Source organism: Ancylobacter sp. IITR112 (assembly GCF_041415945.1).
Taxonomy (GTDB): domain Bacteria; phylum Pseudomonadota; class Alphaproteobacteria; order Rhizobiales; family Xanthobacteraceae; genus Ancylobacter.
This window is the reverse complement of the sequence record NZ_JBGCUS010000001.1, coordinates 1,540,523-1,561,762: the sequence shown is the minus strand read 5'-3', so window position 1 is coordinate 1,561,762 and position 21,240 is coordinate 1,540,523. Positions and strand designations below refer to the sequence as shown.

Here is a 21,240-nt window from a genome sequence, read left to right as displayed (position 1 = left end):
CTCTCGGTGCGCGGCAAGGGTTAGCGGTCTCGGGCCCCGGACGCAAGCCGCGGCGGTTTCCACCCTGCGCGCCGGTCGCTGTGCCGCGTCCGCTCAGGGTGTACCGAGCTCGGCATTGAGGAAGTTCAGCACCGCTTCGGCCACCTGCGCGTGGAGGTCAGCGCGCCCCTCCGCAGCGGTGCCGTTATGGCAGACCGGGCCATCGCCGTGCTGCTCCGCCTCCAGCAACGCGACCGCCCCTGGCTTGCACAAGGGCAGGAAGGTGAAATGCGTCGCGCCGGCCAAGGCGATATAGCGTCCCGACCCGAAAGGGAGATGCGCGGCCAGATAACGCGACTCCAGCGCGGCGGGCACCTGTGCGTCGCCCTCGCCCGCCGACATCACCAGCACGGGCACCTTCAGGGCAGCGAGGCTTTCTGGCGTGAAGCCGCGTGCCAGGCCGAGATCAAGCGCGACCGCCGCGCCGACCCGTCGGTCGCCGAGATCACCGGCCAGCAGCGCGCGCGCCTCGACCGTGCTTCCCGCCTCAAGCCGACCAAATATCTCGCAGGCCGCGAGTTGGGCATGAACCTCGCAGTCGGCCGCGAAACGGGTCGGATCGAAACGCCCGCCGGCCAGCGCCACGGCCGTCCAGCCGCCGAGAGAATGGCCGATGACACCGACCTTGTCGGCATCCGCACCGAAGGCGGGATCGCGGGTGATCCGGTCGATCAAACGGGACAGATCCCGCGGCCGTTCCCATAGCCGTGCGCCGGTATCGGGCTTGAGGTTGCGGCTGGTGGTGCCGGGATGATTCACCGCCGCGACGACAAAGCCATGCCGCGCGAGCGTGACCGCCAGCCAGGCCTGATTGCCGAGATTGCCGCCAAAACCGTGGGAGAGCACGACGAGACGGTGGCGACCGACTGCCGGGGCGGCGTCGACGATGACGGATTCGCCCACCAATGCCGCGTTGTCACCGATCAAGGTCTGCGGGTCCGACGCCGGCGTCGGATACCAGACCGCCGCTTCCAGTGGGCGCTCCGGCATCTCGGCGAGGCTCAGTCGGCGAAAGCCGACGCCGTCGGCGCGCGCAGCTCCACCGCTGGTCGCCATGACCGCAAGCGCGAGAAGGAGGAAGAGGATTCGCATTGGCGATGACACTCGGGAGGGGCACGAGGCGAGCAGTGGAAACAAGAACGGCGCCTTCTGGCGCCGTTCCGTGTTCTCATGATGACCTTGGCTCAGCTTGCTGCGTCTTCGCCCGCAGCCTCGCCGCCCAGCGCCTCGTCGCCTTCTTCCTCAGTGACGCGCTCCACCGAGACGACCTTCTCGTCCTCGGCGGTGTCGAACACGATCACGCCCTGGCTGCCGCGCCCGACGGTGCGGATGCCGTTGACTGGGCAGCGGATGAGCTGGCCGCCATCGGTGACGAGCATGATCTGGTCGGCATCCTCCACCGGGAAGGACGCCACCAGCGGGCCATTGCGATCATTGACCGCCATGGCGACGATGCCTTTGCCGCCGCGCCGCGTGGTGCGGTACTCATAGGAAGACGTGCGCTTGCCGTAACCGTTCTCCGACAAAGTGAGGATGAACTGCTCGGCGGCGCCCATGGCGACGTAGCGGGCCTGGTCGATCTCCGCCGGCGCGGCGACGCCTTCCTCGGCCTCGCCCTCGACGATCTCGGCTTCCGTGACCTCGCCCTCCTCGCCCGCACCTTCCGCCCCGTTCTGGCTGCGGCGGATGGAATTGGCCAGTTTGATATAGGCCGCGCGCTCCTCCGCCGTCGCCTCGACATGGCGGATGATGGCCATGGAAATGAGCCGGTCGCCCTCCTCAAGCTGGATGCCGCGCACGCCCATGGAATCGCGGCCCTTGAAGACGCGCACCTCGGTGACGGGGAAGCGGATGCACTGGCCATTGGCGCTGGTCAGCAGCACGTCATCGGCCTCGGTGCAGAGCTGGACGCCGGCGATGGACTCGCCCACTTCCAGCTTCATCGCGATCTTGCCGTTGCGGTTCACATTGGTGAAGTCGGACAGCTCATTGCGCCGCACCGTGCCGGAATTGGTGGCGAACATGATCTGCAGCCGGCTCCAGGTCTCCTCGTCCGGCAGCGCCATGATGCTGGTGATGCGCTCGCCCTCGGTCAGCGGAAGAATGTTCACCAGCGCCTTGCCGCGCGATTGCGGGGCGGAGATCGGCAGGCGCCACACTTTGAGCTTGTAGACCTGCCCCTTGGAGGAGAAGAACAGCACCGGCGCATGGGTCGAGGCGACGAACAGCCGGGTGACGAAATCCTCGTCCTTGGTCTGCATCGCCGAGCGGCCCTTGCCGCCGCGCCGCTGCGCGCGATAGGTCGACAGCGGCACGCGCTTCACATAGCCGGCATGGGAAACCGTGACGACCATGTCCTCGCGGGCGATCAGATCTTCGTCTTCGAAATCGCCTTCGGCTTCGGTGATCTCGGTCTTGCGCGGAGTGCCGAACTCCGCCTTCACCGCCAGCAACTCGTCCTTGACGATGCCGCGAATGCGCTCGCGGCTGGCGAGGATGTCGAGATATTCCCGAATCTCCACCGCGATCTTGTCGAGTTCGTCCGCCACCTCGTCGCGGCCCAGCGCGGTGAGGCGCTGCAGGCGCAGATCGAGAATGGCGCGGGCCTGCTCGGCCGAGAGCCGGTAGGTGCCGTCTTCAGCGAGGCGATGGCGCGGATCGTCGATCAGCGCGATCAGCGGGGCGACATCCATCGCCGGCCAGTGGCGGGTCATCAGCGCCTCGCGCGCCGACGCCGGATCGGGCGAGCTGCGGATGGTGTGGATGATCTCGTCAATATTGGCGACGGCGATGGCGAGGCCGACCAGCACATGGGCGCGGTCGCGCGCCTTGCGCAGCAGGAATTTGGTGCGCCGGCTCACCACATCCTCGCGGAAGGCGACGAAGGCGGTCAGCAGGTCCAGAAGGTTCATCAGCGCCGGCTTGCCGCCGTTCAGCGCCACCATATTGGCGCCGAACGAGGTCTGCAGCGCGGTCATGCGATAGAGATTGTTCAGCACGACATCGGCCTGGGCGTCGCGCTTGATCTCGAACACCACCCGCATGCCTTCGCGGGAGGATTCGTCGCGAATCTCGGCGATGCCCTCCAGCCGCTTCTCACGCACCAGTTCGGCGATGCGCTCAATCATCGTCGCCTTGTTCACCTGATAGGGAATTTCGGTGACGATGATGGCGTCGCGGTCCTTGCGGATTTCCTCGATCGTCGCGCGCGAACGCATGACGATGGAGCCACGGCCGGTGAGATAGGCTTGCCTTATGCCGCTGCGTCCGAGAATGAGCGCGCCAGTCGGGAAGTCCGGGCCCTGAATATAGTCGAGCAACCGCTCCACATCGAGCGAGGGATCGTCGATCAGCGCGACGCAGGCATCCACCACCTCGCCGAGATTGTGCGGGGGGATGTTGGTCGCCATGCCAACCGCGATGCCACCGGCACCGTTGACCAGGAGATTGGGGAAACGGGCCGGCAGGACCGTCGGCTCCTGCTCGCGGCCGTCATAATTGTCCTGGAAGTCGACCGTGTCCTTGTCGAGATCGTCCAGCAAGGTCATCGCCGGCTTGGCGAGCCGGACTTCGGTGTAACGCTCGGCCGCCGGCGGATCGCCATCGACGGACCCGAAATTGCCCTGACCGTCGATCAGCGGCAGGCGCATGGAGAAGTCCTGCGCCAGACGCACCAGCGCGTCGTAAATCGCCTGGTTGCCGTGCGGATGGTATTTACCCATCGTGTCGCCGGTGACGCGGGCGGACTTATTGTAGGGCCGCTCCGGCGTGTAATTGTTCTCGCGCATCGAGAACAGGATGCGGCGATGCACCGGCTTGAGGCCGTCGCGCACGTCGGGAAGCGCGCGCGAGACGATCACGCTCATCGCATAATCGAGATAGCTGCGCGACAGCTCCTCGGTGATCGAGACGGGCCGGATGTCCGAAGGGCCGCCGCCCTCCGGGTTCAACGTATCGGATTCGGACAAGGAATCGTCTTTCCGTGGTTGCGGAACATATGTGCTTGTGTAGACGATTCCGCCCTGAAAGGCCAGCAAGCCGGCTTTTTCAGTGGCGGCAAAAGCCTTTTTAAGTCAATAGTTTACAGGCGCATGTCCACAGCGCTGCGGGAAGGTGGCGAAAGCGTGGCGCCCGGAGCCACGGCAGGGCCGGGCCACGGCGCGTGAGCCGGCGCGGATGCCGAGCCATTGGCAGCCCGCTGGCGTCGGGTGAAAGGTATAGTGCTGTGGCGGCGCCGGTTCCAAGGGGCGCGTCTCGCGGGCTCGCGGTTCTCAGCGCGGCGGGCAATGCAGAACGGATGGGGGCGGAATGCTCGATTATATGTTCTCGGCCATCGTCACCATGGCGGTGGTGATCGACCCGATCGGGCTGGCTCCGCTGTTCCTGGCGGTGACTTCGGATCTTACCGCAGCGGAGCGACGGCTGGTGGCGCTGCGCTCGGCCGCCATCGCGCTCGCGATTCTCGTCACCTTCGGCCTGGTAGGGGCGCCGCTGCTGGCGGCGCTGGGCATCAGCCTGCCCGCCTTCCGCATCGCCGGCGGGCTGCTGCTGTTCGCGATCTCATTCGAAATGGTGTTCGGCCGCCGCACCGAACGCAAATTCGACGCCTCCGAGGTGGCGCAGCGCGAAAAGCTGCTGCGCACGCTGGCCGTCTTCCCGCTCGCCATCCCGCTCATGGCCGGGCCCGGCGCCATCACCGCCATGCTGCTGCTGGCCGGCGAGGCGCATGGCGATCCGGCGCGGCTGGCCGCGCTGTTCGCCATCACCGCGCTCGTCATCGCCAGTTGCATTGCGGTGTTTCTCGCCGCGCGGCGGATGGACAAACTGCTCGGCGTCACCGGCAATGCCATTCTCTCGCGCCTGCTGGGCGTGGTGCTTACGGCATTGGCGGTGCAGTTCGTGATCGACGGCATCCGGGCGTCGTTTCTGAGCTGACGCCGGCCCCGTCCGGTTCAAGGGCCGAACCGGGCCTGATCATCATTCGCCCCGGCCAGAAGGTGAAGAGGCCGGCGGCGACGAGCCCCCGATAGAACAGGCCGGTCATTCCCGCCGCGTGGCGGCGAATGTCGCCCCGCCGCGCCCTCAGCAGAGCGAGGGGCAGCGTCCCGAGCACCAATAGCGAGAGAAGGTGGATGGGGCCGAACGGCCCGATCCAGCGCATCCCCTGAATCCAGAAGGACGAGATGGCCACCATCACCATGAGGCCGGCCCACAGCCAGCTCAAGGCCGATGCGACAGCGTGCCCCTCGGTGCGGCGAGCTGGACCGTGTCCAGCGCCAGGGCCGCGATCGCGCTGAAGGCGTGCAGCCTTATAGCTGCGGAAGCGTCGAGGAGCGGGGCGAGGTCCATCTGGATCGGCCCCGCACCCGTTCTCAAGCGTCAGAACGGGATTTCGTCGTCGAGATCGCCGCCGCCGGAGCCGCCGCCGAACTTGCCGCCGCCGGCACCGCCGGCGCCGCTCGCCGGTGCCGGGCGGCGCTCGCCGCCAAAGGAGCGCCCGCCGCCCGAACCGCCGCCATAGCCGCCGCCGGAACCGAAATCGCTGCCGCCGGCGCTGTAATCGTCACCGCTGCCCTCCCCACCGCCGCCGCCGCGGCTGTCAAGAATGGTGAGTTCGCCACGGAACGGACGCAGCACCACTTCGGTGAAATAGCGCTCGCCGCCATTCTGGTCGGTCGCCTTGCGGGTCTCGATCTGGCCTTCGATATAGACCTTGGAGCCCTTGCGCAGATACTGCTCGGCGACGCGCAGCAGGTTCTCGTTGAAGATCACCACGCTGTGCCATTCGGTGCGCTCCTTGCGCTCGCCCGAGGCCTTGTCGCGCCAGGTTTCCGAAGTGGCGATGCGCAGATTGCACACCCGCCCGCCATTCTGGAACGTGCGCACTTCAGGATCGCGGCCGAGATTGCCGATCAGGATCACCTTGTTGACGCTGCCCGCCATCTTGTCCTCCGAAACTGCCGGACGCCCGCCTTGGCGCGCGCTTGAGAAAGGAAACCTATACTAGACCCGCCGCCGATTGGCCGCGCCCCGGGGCCGTCTGTCCACCGCTTTGCGCCCCCGAGCGTCGGCCGGCCGCCGCAAGGGGCACATTGTTCTTGTTATGTTCCTAGCATTGTGGCTAAGCTGCTGCAAGAGTGCTGAGTCGACATTGCGAAGCGCGCGCGCCGGACTATGTTTACCCTGTGTTCTAAAAGGGAGCCTGTCCCCATCATGACCCAGATGCGCCGCCCCCCGCGCGCCCGTGCCATCGCCGTCCGTGCCGAAGAGGCGCGCCAGGCGTTGATCCGCCGGGCCTTTCTGGCCGTAGCCGGCGCACTTGCTGTCGCGGCGGGTCTGGCAACGCTGCACGGCGTCGGGGGCTGATCCCTTCGCCGGGCGGGCCCCGTCTCCGGACTGCGCCGCCCCGAAAGTCCGTTGTTCGGCGTAGATGCCCGTAGAAACCGGCGAGAAGAGTTCGGAATGAAGGACCGCGTGGACCTCCCGCGCCGCGACGCCCGCACGATAGCGATCCGCGGCGCGCGCGAGCATAATCTCAAGAATGTCGATCTCGAAATCCCGCGCGACAGTCTGGTGGTGTTCACTGGCCTGTCGGGTTCGGGCAAGTCGTCGCTCGCCTTCGACACCATCTATGCCGAAGGCCAGCGGCGCTATGTCGAGAGCCTCTCGGCCTATGCCCGCCAGTTTCTGGAGATGATGCAGAAGCCGGATGTGGACCAGATCGACGGTCTGTCCCCGGCCATCTCCATCGAGCAGAAGACCACTTCGAAGAATCCGCGCTCGACGGTGGGCACCGTCACCGAGATTTACGACTATATGCGCCTGCTCTGGGCGCGGGTTGGCATACCCTATTCGCCCGCCACCGGCCTGCCGATCGAGAGCCAGACCGTCAGCCAGATGGTCGATCGTGTGCTCGCCCTGCCGGAGAAGACCCGGCTCTACCTGCTTGCCCCGGTGGTGCGCGGCCGGAAGGGTGAATACCGCAAGGAACTGGCGGAGTTCCAGAAGAAGGGCTTCCAGCGCGTCAAGATCGACGGCGAATTCCATGAGATCGCCGACGCGCCGTCGCTCGACAAGAAATTCAAGCACGATATCGACGTGGTGGTGGACCGGCTCGTGGTCCGCCCCGACATTGCCAGCCGGCTGGCGGATTCGTTCGAGACTGCGCTGGGTCTGGCCGACGGTATCGCGGTGATCGAGTTCGCCGACGAGAAGGAAGAGAGCGGCGACGCCCGCCGCATCGTCTTCTCGGAAAAATTTGCCTGCCCGGTTTCCGGCTTCACCATCGCCGAGATCGAGCCACGGCTGTTCTCCTTCAACAATCCGTTCGGCGCCTGCCCGACCTGCGACGGGCTGGGGCATGAGAGCAAGATCGACCCGAATCTGATCGTCCCCGACGCCGCGCGCTCGCTGAAACAGGGCGCCATCGCGCCCTGGGCGAAGTCGACCTCGCCTTATTACGGCCAGACGCTGGAGGCCATTGCCCGCCATTACGGCGTCAAGCTCACCACCGCCTGGTCTGAGCTGCCGGAGAAGGTGCGCGAGGTGATCCTGCACGGCTCGAAGGCCGAGACCATCCGCTTCGTCTACAATGACGGCATGCGCGCCTATGAGACGGTGAAGACTTTCGAGGGCATCGTCACCAATCTGGAACGGCGCTGGCGCGAGACGGAAAGCGACTGGGCGCGCGAGGAAATCGGCAAGTATTTCTCCGCCGTGCCCTGCGCGTCCTGCCATGGCTACCGGTTGAAGCCCGAGGCTCTGGCGGTGAAGATCGCCGGCCGGCACATTGGCGAGGCAGCGGAGCTTTCGGTGCGCCACGCGCTGGAGTGGTTCGCCGCCCTGCCCGCCCAGCTCAGCGACAAGCAGAACGAGATCGCCGCGCGCATCCTCAAGGAGATCCGCGAACGCCTCGCCTTCCTGCTCGATGTCGGCCTCGACTATCTCACCCTCGCTCGCGCCTCTGGTACGCTGTCGGGGGGCGAGAGCCAGCGCATCCGCCTCGCCTCGCAGATCGGCTCCGGCCTTACCGGCGTGCTCTATGTGCTGGACGAGCCCTCCATCGGCCTGCACCAGCGCGACAATGAGCGCCTGCTCGGCACGCTGCGGCGGCTGCGCGACCTCGGCAACACGGTGATCGTGGTCGAGCACGATGAGGACGCCATCCTCGCCGCCGACTATGTCGTCGATGTCGGCCCCGGCGCCGGCGTCCATGGCGGGCGCATCGTCGCCCAGGGCACGCCGAAGGAAATCCTCGCCAATCCGCATTCGCTCACCGGCAAATACCTTACCGGCGAACTGACCGTGCCGGTGCCCAAGCGCCGCAAGCCGAACCCCAAGCGCATGCTGCGGGTGGTGAACGCGCGCGGCAACAATCTGAAGAATGTCACCGCCGCCATCCCGCTCGGCCTTTTCACCGCCGTCACCGGCGTATCCGGCGGCGGCAAGTCGACCCTCCTGATCGACACGCTGTACAAGGCGGTGGCGCGGCGGCTGAACGGCGCCTCCGAGCCGCCCGCCCCGCATGACGGGCTGGAAGGGCTGGAACATCTCGACAAGGTGATCGACATCGACCAGTCGCCGATCGGCCGCACGCCGCGCTCGAATCCCGCGACCTATACCGGCGCCTTCACCCCGATCCGCGAATGGTTCTCCGGCCTGCCGGAGGCGAAGGCGCGCGGCTATGGGCCCGGGCGGTTTTCCTTCAACGTCAAGGGCGGGCGCTGCGAGGCGTGCCAGGGCGACGGCGTCATCAAGATCGAGATGCACTTCCTGCCCGATGTCTACGTCACCTGCGACGTCTGCAAGGGCAAGCGCTACAACCGCGAGACGCTGGAAGTCGCCTTCAAGAACAAATCCATCGCCGACGTGCTCGACATGACCGTCGATGAGGGCGCGGAGTTCTTCAAGGCGGTGCCGGCGGTGCGCGACAAGTTGGAAACCCTCTCGCGGGTCGGGCTGGGCTATATCCATGTCGGCCAGCAGGCCAACACCCTGTCGGGCGGCGAGGCCCAGCGCGTCAAGCTGTCCAAGGAACTGTCAAAGCGCGCCACCGGCCGCACGCTCTACATTCTCGACGAGCCGACCACGGGCCTGCATTTCCACGATGTGGCGAAGCTGCTCGAAGTGCTGCACGAGCTGGTGGAACAGGGCAATACGGTGGTGGTGATCGAGCACAATCTCGAAGTCATCAAGACCGCCGACTGGGTCATCGACCTCGGGCCCGAAGGCGGCGACGGCGGCGGCGAGATCGTTGCGTCGGGACCGCCGGAACTCATCGCGAAGTCCGAGCGCAGCCACACCGGCCGTTTCCTCGCCGAGGTGCTGGCCCGCCGGCCTCTGAAGCCCCGCAGCGCCGCCGAATAGGCGTCGCGCCCTTCGACGGCGCCAGTGGCCGCGACAATGCCCCGGACCCGCCGCATGCGGCCGGTCCGAGCGGCGCGCTCAGGCGCCTTCGTGCAACCGCACCAGGTTCACCGTCACCGCGATCAGCACCAGCGTGGCGCCGAACTGATGCGCCAGCGCGATGTCGATCGGCACCTGATGGATCAGCGTAAGAATGCCGAGCATTGCCTGCGCCGCCACCAGCAGCAGGATGAGCGTCGCCCGCTGGCGCACCGCGCCGCCGACCCGCCGCGCGCTCAGCCAGTGCCCCAGTGCCAGCGCGAGGAGCAGATAGGCGACCAGCCGGTGGTTGAACTGGACGGTCAGCACATTCTCGAACAGGTTCCGCCAGGCCGGCTGCTGCACGAACAGATTGTCCAGCGGCGGCACCAGGTGCCCGTCCATCAGCGGCCAGGTCGTATAGGTCAGCCCGGCGTCGAGCCCGGCGACGAGACCTCCGAGGAATATCTGCAGGAGGACGACCGCGAACAGGATGCGCGCATAGTTGCGCAGCCAGTCGGGCGAGGCCCGGCTTTCGCGCGGCGGTTTCAGCGACACCGCCACAGCGACGATGGCAGCGAGAATGATGCAGGCAAGGGTGAGATGCGTGGCCAGCCGGTATTGGCTCACATCCACCCGGTTCACCAGCCCGGATGCCACCATCCACCAGCCGACAGCCCCCTGCATGCCGCCGAGCACGAACAGTCCGGCGAGCTTCCAGCGCAGCGGCCGGTCGATGACGCCGCGCCAGAGGAAGAACAGGAACGGCAGCAGGAAGGCGAAGCCGATGATACGGCCGAGCAGGCGATGGCCCCATTCCCACCAGAAGATGTATTTGAACTCCGTCAGGCTCATGCCGCGGTTAATCTGCTGGTATTGCGGGATCTGCCGGTACTTGTCGAACTCGGCCTGCCAGGCCGCGTCACTCAGCGGCGGCAGTGTGCCGGTCACCGGCTTCCATTCCGTGATGGAAAGGCCCGACTCGGTCAGTCGTGTGGCGCCGCCGACCACGACCATCAGCACCACCAGCGCCGCCATGACATAAAGCCAGAGCCGCACCGGGCGCAGCCGGTCTCCGGCGGCGTGTCCGGCGGCGGGCGAAACGGCGAGAGGAGGAGGAACGTCGGTGGCGACGTGAGGCTGAACCATGGTGGGCGCTCCCTGCATTGGCGGCCGCCTGCCCCGCCGGCCACCCCGCGCCGGGCGGCTTCCACCCGGGCGCGGCGAGCGATATAGAGGCCGGCGCCCATGCGCAACGGGACTCATTGTCTCGCGCGACCGTTCAGCCCGGAGCCGCCCATGTCCGCCCCCCGTCCCGGTCTTTCCGCCCGCTCGCGCAAATTCGTCGGCACGGTGCTGATGGTGCTGCTGGTGCTGGGCTGGGCGCTGGCGGCGATGGCGCTGGCGCAGGGGCGCGTCACCACCCTGCCCGCCCTCTGGCAGTTCGTCGCCTATGTCGTGCTCGGCATTGGCTGGATCGTCCCGGCCGCCGTGCTTATCCGCTGGATGCAGCGGCACGACCGACGCTCCGAGACGCTGTAGAAGGGCCCTCACGCCGCGCGCGAGAGCGCCCGCTCGGCCGTCTCCGGCGTGAAGGTGATCATGGCGATTTCGCCGAAGCCGAGCGATGCCAGCGCGTCGAAGGCCTGCACCGCGTCGGTCGCCATCCCTCCCGGCTGGGTGACCAGAATGGTGGTCGGGCTGAGTCCCGCCAGACGCTCCGCGCCCGCCATGCCGCCCAAGGGCGGCGCGGCCACAATCACGTGATCATAGGTCTGCTTCAGCGCGGTCAGAATCAGAGGAAGCCGGTCGGCCGTGACAAGCCCATCCGCCTCGCGCGCCCCACGCCCTGGCGGGATGACGTGGCAGCGGGAGGCGCTTTCACGGTGAATGGCGTCCGAAAAGCCGCAGACCCCCGACAGCAGGTCGGTCAGTCCCGGTGCACGGGGATCGGCCGTCAGCCCATCGAGCGCGGGCGAGGCGACATCGAGGCAGACGACGACCACCCGCCGCTCGGCCGAGCCGGCGAGCGAGCGCCCAAGGGCCAGCGCGCAACGGGCGATGGACTCGTCCGGCCGGCTGCCGGTGACGGTGACGAGGCGTGCGGCGCTGCCGCGCAGCTCCACCAGCCGGGCGAGATCGGCCTGCTCGCGTTCGCGCGTCAATAGCCGCAGCGGGCTCGGCAGGTCGTCGCACGTAGCCGCCTCGCCGGTGTCGGCGCCGATCCAGGGCAGATGCTGGCGCGGGCGCGGCGAGGTTTCCGGCAGCGGCACGGCACCGAGTTCATGCCCGGGCGCGCCCTGCCGCCGGCGCAGCCAGCCCTGCAGGCCGAACACCAGCAGGAAGGTGCCGATTCCCGCCACGAGGCTGGAGAGCAGCGGCGTCGGCCAGCGCGACGACTGCGCGGGCGCGGCATTGGCGATGACGCGGGCGGGGATCGGCCCCGGCCCGGCCGGCTCGGCCGCGTGCACGCCGCGCGTCTGGCGCAGGTCGACATAGGTGGCGGCGAAAGCGTTGGCGACATCGGCCGACAGCGCAGGGTCCGGCGACACGAAGTCGATCGCCACCTGCCCGCCGCCGATCTGGCGCACCTCCAACCCGCGCTCCACCGTGCGCAGGGCAAGCGTTTCGCGCGAGGTCGGAGCCGTCTCCGGCGGCCGGGCGAAGCCGGCCAGGGTGAGAGCGCTGCCGGAGAGCACGCCGGCGCCGCCCCCCGCCGGGTTGGCGAGGCGCCCGGCCAGCCCGTGATTTTCGATTGCCTGCCGGGCGAAGTCGCGCGAGGACAACACCTTGACGCTGTCGCGCCCCGCGGCGGCATCGCGCCCGTCAATCCACAGCCGCGCCCGGGATTCGTAGCGTGGTGCGGTGATCTCGCCCGCGACGCCCGCCACGGCGAGAGCAGCAAGCGCTGGAATGATCATCCGGCGCGCAAGCGGCAAGCCCGCCGCCGGCCGAATCGCTGATTCCGCGTCCGCCGCCCGACGGGCGGTAGCGGCGGCTGTCGGCGGTGAGCTTTCGCGCGGGTCGATCATGGGGCCTATTAGGCACTGCCATGGTTTCCACCGTGTTAAAGCGTCTCGATCTGTGGGTAAGTGTACCGGCTGAAGGGGATGCCCGTGAAAGGGCGGACGGCCGATGAAATGGTCGGAGCGAGAGGATTTGAACCTCCGACCCCTAGTCCCCCAGACTAGTGCGCTAACCAGGCTGCGCTACGCTCCGACGCCGTGAGGCGCCGTCTGTCTAGCCATTTGCCGGCCCTTATGCAAGCCGCCGCGTGCCCTGTGGACGGCGCGGCGGCTTTCCATTCGGCTTTGGGCTATCCTCGCCCTCTGTGATGGAGGCCGAATGATGCACCACTCCCTGCACCCGCACGCCCCCGCCACCGACGGCGAGAACGCTCCCGCGCTCGACATTCCCGCCTGCGCACCGATGCTGGAACGGCTGGAGACGCGCCGTTCCTCCCCGCTGCGCGGCCTAGCCGAGCCGGGGCCGACGGAGGAGGAACTGCGGCGCCTGCTCACCCTGGCGGCGCGGGTGCCCGATCATGGCCGGCTGGTTCCCTGGCGCTTCATTGTGCTCGCCGGCACGGCGCGGGGCGGGCTCGGCACCCGGCTCGACGCGCTTTATGCCCGGCAGAATCCGGATCTGCCGCCGGCGAAAGCGCAGATGTGGACGGAGTATCTGATGCGCGCCCCGGTCACGGTGGTGCTGGTGAGTTGCCCCGATCCGGCGGCGAAGGTGCCGGAGTGGAATCAGCTGCTGTCCGCCGGTGCCGCAGGCATGGCGCTCACAGCGGGCGCGGTCGCGATGGGCTTTGCCACGCAGTGGCTATTGAAATGGCCCGGGCGCGACCCTGAAGCCGCCGCTCTGCTCGGCGTGGGGTCGGGCGAACGGATCGCCGGCTTCATTCATATCGGCCGGCCGACGCGCATCACCGAGGACCGGCCGCGGCCGGCCCTCGACGCGGTGGTACGTTTCTGGTCGCCCGATCAGTCGATGTCGAACGACACACCCTGAGCCAGCGGCAGGGCGCGGGAATAGTTGATGGTGTTGGTGGCGCGCCGCATATAGGCCTTCCAGGCGTCGGAACCGGATTCACGCCCGCCGCCCGTCTCCTTCTCGCCGCCGAACGCCCCGCCGATTTCCGCGCCCGAAGGGCCGATATTGACATTGGCGATGCCGCAATCCGAGCCTTCCGCCGACAGGAAGGTCTCCGCCTCGCGCAGATCATTGGTGAAGATCGACGAGGACAGGCCCTGCGGCACGCCGTTGTGCAGCTTGATCGCCTCCGGCAGGCCGGTGCAGCGCAGCACATAGAGGATCGGCGCGAAGGTCTCGTGCCTGACGATGTCGATCTGCGCGTCGAGTTCGACCAGCGCCGGGCGGACATAATAGGCATCCCCATGCCCGCCGACATCGACGCGCTCGCCGCCATGCACCCGCCCGCCCGCCGCGCGGGCCGCATCGAGCGCGGCCTGCATCGCGTCGAAGGCGGCCTTGTCGATCAGCGGGCCGATCAGCGTCCCCGCCTCGCGCGGATCGCCGATGCCGACCGAGCCATAGGCCTTGGCGAGGCGCGGCACCAGCGTATCATAGACGCTCTCATGCACGATGAGGCGGCGCAGCGTGGTGCAGCGCTGCCCGGCCGTGCCCATGGCGGCGAAGGCTATGCCGCGCAGAGCGAGGTCGAGATCCGCCGAGGGACAGACAATGGCGGCATTATTGCCGCCGAGTTCGAGAATCGAACGCCCGAAGCGGCGGACCACCCGTTCGCCGACAATGCGGCCCATCCGCGTCGAGCCGGTGGCGGAAACGACGGGAATGCGCGGCTCGTCGGTGAGCGCGGCGCCGATCTCGGCGCCGCCGATCAGCACTTGCGACAATCCCTCCGGCGCCCCGCCGAAGCGGAAGGCGGCGCGCTCGAACAGCGCCTGCACCGCCAGCGCCGTCAACGGTGTCTTTTCCGACGGCTTCCACATGACGCTGTTGCCGCACACCAGCGCCAGCGCCGCGTTCCACGACCAGACGGCGACGGGGAAATTGAACGCGGTGATGATCGCCACCGGCCCCACGGGATGCCAGGTTTCCATCATGCGATGGCCGGGGCGTTCCGAGGCGATGGTGAGGCCGTAGAGCTGGCGCGACAGGCCGACGGCGAAGTCGCAAATGTCGATCATCTCCTGCACCTCGCCGAGACCCTCGGAGATGATCTTGCCCGCCTCCAGCGTCACAAGCCGGCCGAGATCGGCCTTGTTGGCGCGCAGTTCCTCGCCCAGCAGGCGCACCAGCTCGCCCCGGCGCGGCGCCGGCACGGTGCGCCACGCCTCGAAGGCCGCGACAGCGCGTTCCACCGCCTCTCCGACCTCCGCGACCTGCGCCTCGGCCACCTGGGCGACTACCGCGCCGGTGATGGGCGAGCGCACCGGCCGCGTGCCGCCGCGCCAGTTGGTCTCGGCGACGCCGAGGCTGCGGAGCAGGCCGGCGACCTCTTCCGTCACCGGCTTCGACTGGCAGGTTTCGTTCGTCGCCATTCCAACGCTCCCTCGACAAATGGCCGCAGCCCGTGGCGCTGGAATAGCACCCGGACGGGCCGGAAATCCATCGGCGCTTTAGGATGAGCGCGGCGCTCTCTAACTCTCGCAGACTAGCCCGTGGGCCGCTGCGCATATCTGTAATGCCATCTATATTCAACGCCTTGCGTCGCTGGCTACAGTCCGCGCACCCCGGATGTGAGTGAGGGATTTCGACTGGGGACGGACCAAGTCGAGCCTTGATCTACTGGCGGATATTATTATCATGCCAACAACGACATGCTTCGACGCTGCGCGTTATAGCCACAATGTCGTGATGCCCCTGCCACATTTCCTTTTCATGCATCGCCCCTTCACCAACAGGAGAAGGACGAAGGTATTGACGGCTTGGGGAATGGGACGGGTCGCCGGCGCGGCATTCGCGACGGGGATCATCTTTATCGCCGGCGGCAATGCTGCCCTTGCAAGTTCAAAGAAGACCAGCCTCACCGCGACGTCCGGCATGGCGTCCTATTACGGCTATGGCGGACGCACCGCCAATGGGGAACGGCACAGCGCCAAGGCCATGACGGCGGCGCATCGCAGCCTGCCCTTCAACACCCGGGTTCGCGTCACCAACAAGGCCAATGGCCGCTCGGTGGTGGTGCGGATCAATGATCGCGGTCCCTTCGTCAGGGGACGCATCATCGACGTGTCGACCGCCGTGGCCGATGAACTCGGCTTCCGCAAGCGCGGTGTCGCGAAGGTCGATATAGCGGTCGTCGACTGACGCCTCGGCCCACTCGCGGACCGGGGCGCGCGTTCAGTTGCTCCGGTCCCGCGCGGCGTCGAGCAGCCGCTGGCACTCCTGCAATTCGTGCAGCGCCGCCTGCAGCCGCTGCACCTCGTCGCGGCTGAGCCCGGCGCGCGCCGAGAGCCCAGCGGAAGGCGCGGCGGTCGCCGGGTGCGATGGCGGCGCGTCCACCGGCAGTGGCGCGCGCGCCCGTTCCGGCACATAGTTCAGCATATCGTCGATCGCCGGCGTCGCCGGCCCCGGCCCCACCGGACGGAAGGGGAAGGAGGGGCGCGGCTCGGCCGGGCGCGCTTCCGGCGCCAACCCTTCCCCCGACCCGGCGGCCGGGTGGAGTTCGGGAAAATGCGGCTCGGCAAGGAAAGGGTCCGCTGCGGCGCGGCCGGGCACCGGCGGCACGGCGCGCATCGCCGGCTCGCTTTGCGCGGGCCGGGGCGGCGGAGCGAGATCGGCGAGCAGCGGCAGGTCGAGATGATCGGGCGCGCTCTCCGGCCGCCGCCGGCCGCGTCGGGCAGCCATATCGTCCCGCGCAGCCATGCCTTCCCGCGCTCCCGTGTCCTCCGACAGCGGCCGCGCGTGGCCCGGCATCAGGTCGAAACTACCGCCAAAGGAGCCGCCATCCGGTTCGTCGGGTGCGAAGCTCCGTTCGGGCGCCGGGTGCGACTCCGGCACGGGAACCTGCTGCGGCCTGGCTGCCGGCTGGCGCGGCGGCGCCTCATCGTCCATCGCGTCCCGGCGCCCCTCCACGAAAGCCGGCGCCTCGGCGTCCAAGTCGCGGGCGAGGGCCTGCACATAGCGCGGCCCCTCCTCCTTCAGGATGCGCTGGACACCGCGGATCGTATAGCCTTCTCCGTAAAGCAGATGGCGGATGCCGCGCAGCAATTCGACATCGTCCGGGCGGTAATAGCGTCGCCCGCCGCCGCGCTTGAGCGGCCGGATCTGCGGGAAGCGGGTCTCCCAGAAGCGCAGGACGTGCTGGGGGAGGTCGAGGTCTTCGGCGACCTCGCTGATCGTGCGGAAGGCGTCAGGCCCCTTCTCCGCCCCCGACTGGTCCTGCCGCGCGCTCACGACTCCGGCGAGGCCCGATTGATCTGCTGCTTGAGGATGTTGGAGGGCTTGAACACCATCACCCGGCGCGGGGCGATCGGCACTTCCTCGCCGGTCTTCGGGTTGCGGCCGATGCGCTCGCCCTTCTGCCGCACCACGAAGGAGCCGAAGGACGAGAGCTTCACCGTCTCGCCGCGTGCGACGCAGTCGGCGATCTCCGATAGAACCGTCTCGACCAGCGCCGCCGATTCCGTGCGCGAAAGCCCAACCCGCTGATAAACCGCCTCGCACAGATCGGCGCGCGTGATGGTGCGACCTGCCATTGCCGTGTTCCCTGTCCCGTCGGAGCCGCTGTTAATGAACGTCAAACTAGGCGCCGTCGCCCTTGCCGGTCAACGGCGCTTCGCGCCTGCGGCGCGTATTACCAGCGCACGAGCGCGGATGCCCAGGTGAAGCCGCCGCCCATGGCTTCCAGCAGCACCAGATCGCCGCGCTTGATGCGGCCATCGGCATAGGCCGCAGCCAGCGCCAGCGGGATCGAGGCCGCGGAGGTGTTGCCATGCTTGTCGACGGTGATGACCACCTTCTCCGGTGCGATGCCGAGCTTGACCGCGCTGGCGTCGATGATGCGGCGATTGGCCTGGTGCGGCACGAACCAGTCGATGGTCTCCGCCGACTCGCCGGTGGCCTGGAAAGCGTCGACGATCACATCGGTGATCATCCCCACGGCGTGGCGGAACACCTCGCGGCCTTCCATGCGCAGGAAGCCGACGCTGCGGGTGGAGGACACGCCGCCATCGACATAGAGCTTGTGCTTGTGCCGCCCGTCCGAGCGCAGATGCGAGGTGAGGATGCCGCGCCCCTCATCGCCGTCGCGCACCGCTTCCAGTACCAGCGCGCCGGCACCGTCGCCGAACAGCACGCAGGTGGTGCGGTCCGACCAGTCCAGGATGCGGGAGAAGGTTTCCGCGCCGATGACCAGACAGCGGCGATAGGCGCCGGATTTCAGGAAATTATCGGCCGTGGCGAGGGCGAAGACGAAGCCCGAGCACACCGCCTGCAGGTCGAATGCCGCGCCATGGGTCATGCCGAGCCCGGCCTGCACGCTCACCGCCGTGGCGGGAAAGGTGTTGTCCGGGGTCGAGGTGGCCAGCACGATGAGGTCGATATCATTGGGCGTCAGCCCGGCATCGGCCAGCGCCGCCTTCGCGGCGTGGATGGCGAGGTCGGAGGTCACTTCGCCTTCCGCCGCTATGTGCCGCGTGCGGATGCCCGTGCGCTGGACGATCCATTCATCGGAGGTGTCGACCATCTGCGCGAGGTCGGCATTGGTCAGACAGCGGGCCGGCAGATAGGAGCCGACACCACGCACGACGGAACGGATTGCACTCACGATGGAACCTGTAACTCGTCAGAGACGGTGGCATCCGCAGCGCCGGCATGGCTGACCTGCGGACGATCATTCATTCCCGCTTCGATGCGGGAGAGAAGCTGGTAGCGGACCATGTCGTAGCCGATATCGACCGCCGAGGCGAAACCCTCGGCATCGGTACCGCCATGGCTCTTGATCACGACGCCATTGAGGCCGAGAAACACGCCGCCATTGGACTTGCGCGGGTCGAGCTTTTCCCGCAGCGCCCGGAACGCGCCTTTCGCCAGCAGATAGCCGATCCTGGCCATGAAGCTGCGGCTGATGGCGCCGCGCAGGAATTCCGAGACCTGCTTGGCCGTGCCCTCGGCGGTCTTGAGCGCGATATTGCCGGAAAAGCCCTCGGTGACGACCACGTCGACGCTGCCGCGGCCGATATCGTCGCCCTCGATGAAGCCGTGATAGGCAAGGCCGGGATGCTCGGACGCGCGCAGGGCGGCGGCGGCATCCTTCACCTCCTCGACGCCCTTGATCTCCTCGACGCCGACATTGAGCAGCCCGACCGAAGGCCGCTCTATGTCGAAGACGATTCGCGCCATCGCCGCGCCCATCACCGCCATGTCGACGAGATGCTGCGCCGTCGCGCCGATCGAAGCGCCGACATCGAGCACCACGCTCTCTCCGCGCATGGTTGGCCACAGGCAGGCAATCGCCGGACGGCTGATGCCGGCCATCATCTTGAGGTTGACCTTGGCCATCGCCATCAGCGCGCCGGTATTGCCGGCGGAGACGGCGCAGTCGGCCTCGCCCACCCGCACCGCGTCGATGGCGCGCCACATGGAAGAGACGCGCCGGCCCTGGCGCAGCGCCTGGCTCGGCTTGTCGTCCATCCGCACGACCACATCGGTGTGCACGACGGTGCTCGCCGCCGCCAGCCGCGGGCGGTCCTTGAGCAGAGTCCCGATCCGCGCGGAATCGCCATAGAGCAGAAAGACGATGTCGGGATGGCGGGTGAGCGCGATCTCGGCGCCGGGAAGGACCACGTCGGGTCCATGGTCGCCGCCCATGACGTCGAGCGCTATTCGAACGGGCGAGGACATCTAGCGGCGGGGTCTCATTGATCGCGGGGACGGCGGGGCGACGCCAGCGTCGCGCTGACGGCATGCCCGAGTTGAGCGGTCCTGACAATAGCTGCGTTGCATTTCCCCGCCCTGCCCCGGCCTAATCGGCATTGCCCTCGCCGCTCCCGCGCAGCTTGGCCAGCGCCGCGAAAGGCGATGTTTCCACCGGCCCCGGCTCGGCCGGTCCTTCGAAATGCGCGTCGGGCTTACGCGGATAGGGATCGAGGCCGAGGGCGAGGAATTCCGCCACCACGGCGCCTGCGTCGATGCTGCCATCGACCAGCGGGTCGGGCAGATCGAGTTCGGACACGTCGATTTCCGCGCCGGGGCGGATCTCCGGCAGCTTCTCAGGCGGGGCGAAGCGCAGGTCAATCGCCTCGGAAACCCGGGCGTCGAAATCCTCCAGCGTCACCACGCAGGTCTGGGTGACGACCGCATCGACCCGGCCGGTGACATGAACCGTGCCACCACGGCCCGGGGTCAGCGTCACCTCTGCGTTCAGCGAGGCAATGCCGGGGATGCCGAGATCGGCCGCCAGCGTGGCGCGGGTGGCGGCGTCCGGCGCGATCTTCAGCGTCAGCCCCTCATCCGGCAGGCTGGCGACGAGGACAGGATGGGACAGCGGCGATGTATCGGTCATGACGGGTCGATCTCCGTGGTGCCGAGAGCGGGCGGTGGCGCCAGCGGCAAGTCGCCGGCGGCGAAGCGGGCGAAAGGAACCGCCCGCAGCGCGGCCACGGCAGCTATCATATAGTGCGCGAAGGCGCGCGCCTCACCCTCATGCGCCGGCTTCGACCCATGGACGTTGCGCAGCACCGCCTGGGTGAGAGCGTCGAGGTCGCCCGCCTCGATCGGCGCCTCATAGGCGGCGATGCGGCCATAGAAGGCTTCCGCCACCTTCTTCATCTTCTTCGGCACGGTAAGGTCGCCGACGCCCATTTCGCGCAGATTGGCGTCCATGTCGGTGCAGAAGGCGTCGAACACCCCCTGACCCAGCGCGCGCCGCGCCTCGTCCTCGCCCTTGAGGCGATGGAACAGCAGGAAGGCATGGGCGAGGATCATCTCGAAGCGCCCCTCAATGGTGTCGGGCACGGCGTAATCGGTGTAAAATACCGGCTGGCGCGAATGCGCCACGATCGCGCCATAGAGCCGCTGAATGGTCTCGCCTCCGTCGTTCCGGCGGAAGAAACGCAGAATCATGGACGGCTCCTGCCTCATTGCCTTGGCCGACATGGCTCGGGTGGCGAGGTAGCGCGGGCGGCCGGCGCTGGCAACCCCGCGTCCGGCCCGCGCTGCGGCGGGCCGGCCTGTGGCCGCAATGGTTGCATCAGGCACCCGCCCTGTGCTTTCTGCCCCTGGCCGCAACGCCTTCCGGCGCCTGCGGCACGAGCTTCGGAGTTGAGTGGATGGCATCGACGCGCGCGACGCGGAACAAGGCTCCCGGCACCCGGATGGTCGCCCTGTCCTCGCTGGCAGTGGCCGGCGTGGCGGTGGTCGGCCTCACCGGCTGTTCCGGCGATATGCCGATGGCGACCGCCAGCATGGGGCTACCCCGCTCGCCCACGGGCTTCGTGCAGGAGCAGCAGCGCGGCTATGTCATCGCCCCCGAAGCGCTGGAGCAGATACCCATCGGCTCCAGCCAGGAGCAGGTGCTGCTGGTGCTCGGCACGCCGTCCACCGTCGCCACCGTGGATGGCGAGGTGTTCTACTACATCTCGCAAAAGGCCAAGAAGGTGATGTTCCTGCGGCCGGAAATCACCGATCAGCGCGTGATCGCGGTGTATTTCGACCCCAAGGACAAGCGCGTCACCCGCATCGCCGATTACGGCCTCAAGGACGGCAAGGTGTTCGACTTCATCAGCCGCAGCACGCCGACCGGCGGCTCGGAAGTCTCGCTGATCGGCCAGATCTTCAACGCCACCAGCTTCCGCCCGGGCCTCTGACCCGGGCGTAGGGTTC

At 67.9% G+C, this 21,240-nt stretch carries 18 protein-coding genes, 1 tRNA gene and 1 pseudogene; 7 read left to right on the top strand and 13 right to left on the bottom strand.

Annotation, left to right across the window (positions count from 1 at the left end; translation table 11 throughout):
• Positions 1-93: 93 nt before the first annotated feature.
• On the bottom strand, positions 94-1,131 hold the full coding sequence (locus AAC979_RS07405; protein WP_371346175.1) for an alpha/beta hydrolase family protein: 1,038 nt from the start codon (positions 1,129-1,131) through the stop codon (positions 94-96).
• Between the two features lie 92 nt (positions 1,132-1,223).
• Positions 1,224-4,007: a DNA gyrase subunit A gene (gene gyrA / locus AAC979_RS07400; protein ID WP_371346174.1), complete on the bottom strand. Its 2,784-nt coding sequence runs from the start codon at positions 4,005-4,007 to the stop codon at positions 1,224-1,226.
• A 340-nt stretch (positions 4,008-4,347) separates the two neighbouring features.
• Here gyrA and AAC979_RS07395 point away from each other — a divergent pair, with 340 nt between their 5' ends.
• A complete protein-coding gene (locus AAC979_RS07395; protein ID WP_371346173.1) occupies positions 4,348-4,974 on the top strand; it encodes a MarC family protein in 627 nt (208 codons plus the stop codon).
• A 444-nt stretch (positions 4,975-5,418) separates the two neighbouring features.
• Here the strand turns inward: AAC979_RS07395 and ssb are convergent, their stop codons facing one another.
• Positions 5,419-5,982, bottom strand: a complete 564-nt coding sequence (ssb, locus tag AAC979_RS07390) for a single-stranded DNA-binding protein (RefSeq protein ID WP_371346172.1) — start codon at positions 5,980-5,982, stop codon at positions 5,419-5,421.
• Positions 5,983-6,252: 270 nt separating this feature from the next.
• On the opposite strand from ssb, the gene AAC979_RS07385 reads away from it, so the two are divergent.
• Together AAC979_RS07385 and uvrA are read left to right on the top strand one after the other, a co-directional pair.
• Positions 6,253-6,405, top strand: a complete 153-nt coding sequence (locus AAC979_RS07385; RefSeq protein WP_371346171.1) for a hypothetical protein — start codon at positions 6,253-6,255, stop codon at positions 6,403-6,405.
• 96 nt (positions 6,406-6,501) lie between these two features.
• Entirely contained in the window at positions 6,502-9,405 is a 2,904-nt protein-coding gene (uvrA, locus tag AAC979_RS07380) for an excinuclease ABC subunit UvrA (protein ID WP_371346170.1), read from the top strand.
• Between the two features lie 78 nt (positions 9,406-9,483).
• On the opposite strand, the gene AAC979_RS07375 is transcribed toward uvrA, so the two are convergent.
• Positions 9,484-10,572, bottom strand: a complete 1,089-nt coding sequence (locus AAC979_RS07375) for a COX15/CtaA family protein (RefSeq protein WP_371346169.1) — start codon at positions 10,570-10,572, stop codon at positions 9,484-9,486.
• 150 nt (positions 10,573-10,722) lie between these two features.
• Between AAC979_RS07375 and AAC979_RS07370 the strand changes: the two genes are divergently transcribed.
• Positions 10,723-10,965, top strand: coding sequence for a DUF2842 domain-containing protein (locus AAC979_RS07370; protein ID WP_371346168.1), 243 nt, complete (start codon positions 10,723-10,725; stop codon positions 10,963-10,965).
• 8 nt (positions 10,966-10,973) lie between these two features.
• Here the strand turns inward: AAC979_RS07370 and AAC979_RS07365 are convergent, their stop codons facing one another.
• Both AAC979_RS07365 and AAC979_RS07360 read right to left on the bottom strand, forming a co-directional pair.
• Positions 10,974-12,344, bottom strand: coding sequence for a lipopolysaccharide biosynthesis protein (locus AAC979_RS07365; protein WP_371346167.1), 1,371 nt, complete (start codon positions 12,342-12,344; stop codon positions 10,974-10,976).
• A 220-nt stretch (positions 12,345-12,564) separates the two neighbouring features.
• Positions 12,565-12,642: transfer RNA gene (locus AAC979_RS07360), tRNA-Pro, on the bottom strand.
• Between the two features lie 126 nt (positions 12,643-12,768).
• Here AAC979_RS07360 and AAC979_RS07355 point away from each other — a divergent pair.
• Positions 12,769-13,440, top strand: a complete 672-nt coding sequence (locus AAC979_RS07355) for a nitroreductase (protein ID WP_371346166.1) — start codon at positions 12,769-12,771, stop codon at positions 13,438-13,440.
• On the opposite strand, the gene AAC979_RS07350 is transcribed toward AAC979_RS07355, so the two are convergent.
• A complete protein-coding gene (locus AAC979_RS07350; protein WP_371346165.1) occupies positions 13,413-14,954 on the bottom strand; it encodes an aldehyde dehydrogenase family protein in 1,542 nt (513 codons plus the stop codon). The two genes, AAC979_RS07355 and AAC979_RS07350, sit on opposite strands and share 28 nt — an antisense overlap.
• Before the next feature lie 394 nt (positions 14,955-15,348).
• Between AAC979_RS07350 and AAC979_RS07345 the strand changes: the two genes are divergently transcribed.
• Positions 15,349-15,723, top strand: a complete 375-nt coding sequence (locus AAC979_RS07345) for a septal ring lytic transglycosylase RlpA family protein (RefSeq protein ID WP_371349014.1) — start codon at positions 15,349-15,351, stop codon at positions 15,721-15,723.
• An 809-nt stretch (positions 15,724-16,532) separates the two neighbouring features.
• Here AAC979_RS07345 and AAC979_RS07340 read toward each other — a convergent pair.
• The 6 genes and pseudogenes from AAC979_RS07340 to AAC979_RS07315 form a co-directional block, all read right to left on the bottom strand.
• Positions 16,533-16,812, bottom strand: a pseudogene (locus AAC979_RS07340) (MerR family transcriptional regulator); the annotation flags it as partial.
• Positions 16,809-17,114 (bottom strand): integration host factor subunit alpha, encoded by a 306-nt coding sequence (locus AAC979_RS07335; RefSeq protein WP_244376685.1) that lies wholly within the window; start codon positions 17,112-17,114, stop codon positions 16,809-16,811. The pseudogene AAC979_RS07340 and the gene AAC979_RS07335, both read right to left, overlap by 4 nt.
• Positions 17,115-17,212: 98 nt before the next feature.
• A complete protein-coding gene (locus AAC979_RS07330) occupies positions 17,213-18,184 on the bottom strand; it encodes a beta-ketoacyl-ACP synthase III (RefSeq protein ID WP_371346164.1) in 972 nt (323 codons plus the stop codon).
• The gene (gene plsX / locus AAC979_RS07325) at positions 18,181-19,260 is read right to left on the bottom strand and encodes a phosphate acyltransferase PlsX (protein WP_371346163.1); all 1,080 of its coding nucleotides are present in this window, start codon (positions 19,258-19,260) and stop codon (positions 18,181-18,183) included. Before plsX ends, AAC979_RS07330 begins: the two co-directional genes overlap by 4 nt.
• Positions 19,261-19,381: 121 nt before the next feature.
• Positions 19,382-19,921: a DUF177 domain-containing protein gene (locus tag AAC979_RS07320; protein WP_371346162.1), complete on the bottom strand. Its 540-nt coding sequence runs from the start codon at positions 19,919-19,921 to the stop codon at positions 19,382-19,384.
• Positions 19,918-20,481: a ubiquinol-cytochrome C chaperone family protein gene (locus tag AAC979_RS07315; RefSeq protein WP_371346161.1), complete on the bottom strand. Its 564-nt coding sequence runs from the start codon at positions 20,479-20,481 to the stop codon at positions 19,918-19,920. Before AAC979_RS07315 ends, AAC979_RS07320 begins: the two co-directional genes overlap by 4 nt.
• A gap of 206 nt (positions 20,482-20,687) precedes the next feature.
• Between AAC979_RS07315 and AAC979_RS07310 the strand changes: the two genes are divergently transcribed.
• Positions 20,688-21,224, top strand: a complete 537-nt coding sequence (locus AAC979_RS07310) for an outer membrane protein assembly factor BamE (RefSeq protein ID WP_371346160.1) — start codon at positions 20,688-20,690, stop codon at positions 21,222-21,224.
• Positions 21,225-21,240 lie beyond the last annotated feature (16 nt).

Excerpts from the sequence above, each read along its gene's own strand:
- AAC979_RS07405 (WP_371346175.1), bottom strand. The coding sequence starts at position 1,131 with ATGCGAATCCTCTTCCTCCTTCTCGCGCTTGCGGTCATGGCGACCAGC.
- AAC979_RS07395 (WP_371346173.1), top strand. The coding sequence starts at position 4,348 with ATGCTCGATTATATGTTCTCGGCCATCGTCACCATGGCGGTGGTGATC.
- ssb (WP_371346172.1), bottom strand. The coding sequence starts at position 5,982 with ATGGCGGGCAGCGTCAACAAGGTGATCCTGATCGGCAATCTCGGCCGC.
- AAC979_RS07385 (WP_371346171.1), top strand. The coding sequence starts at position 6,253 with ATGACCCAGATGCGCCGCCCCCCGCGCGCCCGTGCCATCGCCGTCCGT.
- uvrA (WP_371346170.1), top strand. The coding sequence starts at position 6,502 with ATGAAGGACCGCGTGGACCTCCCGCGCCGCGACGCCCGCACGATAGCG.
- AAC979_RS07375 (WP_371346169.1), bottom strand. The coding sequence starts at position 10,572 with ATGGTTCAGCCTCACGTCGCCACCGACGTTCCTCCTCCTCTCGCCGTT.
- AAC979_RS07370 (WP_371346168.1), top strand. The coding sequence starts at position 10,723 with ATGTCCGCCCCCCGTCCCGGTCTTTCCGCCCGCTCGCGCAAATTCGTC.
- AAC979_RS07365 (WP_371346167.1), bottom strand. The coding sequence starts at position 12,344 with ATGATCATTCCAGCGCTTGCTGCTCTCGCCGTGGCGGGCGTCGCGGGC.
- AAC979_RS07355 (WP_371346166.1), top strand. The coding sequence starts at position 12,769 with ATGATGCACCACTCCCTGCACCCGCACGCCCCCGCCACCGACGGCGAG.
- AAC979_RS07350 (WP_371346165.1), bottom strand. The coding sequence starts at position 14,954 with ATGGCGACGAACGAAACCTGCCAGTCGAAGCCGGTGACGGAAGAGGTC.
- AAC979_RS07345 (WP_371349014.1), top strand. The coding sequence starts at position 15,349 with ATGGGACGGGTCGCCGGCGCGGCATTCGCGACGGGGATCATCTTTATC.
- AAC979_RS07335 (WP_244376685.1), bottom strand. The coding sequence starts at position 17,114 with ATGGCAGGTCGCACCATCACGCGCGCCGATCTGTGCGAGGCGGTTTAT.
- plsX (WP_371346163.1), bottom strand. The coding sequence starts at position 19,260 with ATGTCCTCGCCCGTTCGAATAGCGCTCGACGTCATGGGCGGCGACCAT.
- AAC979_RS07320 (WP_371346162.1), bottom strand. The coding sequence starts at position 19,921 with ATGACCGATACATCGCCGCTGTCCCATCCTGTCCTCGTCGCCAGCCTG.
- AAC979_RS07315 (WP_371346161.1), bottom strand. The coding sequence starts at position 20,481 with ATGATTCTGCGTTTCTTCCGCCGGAACGACGGAGGCGAGACCATTCAG.
- AAC979_RS07310 (WP_371346160.1), top strand. The coding sequence starts at position 20,688 with ATGGCATCGACGCGCGCGACGCGGAACAAGGCTCCCGGCACCCGGATG.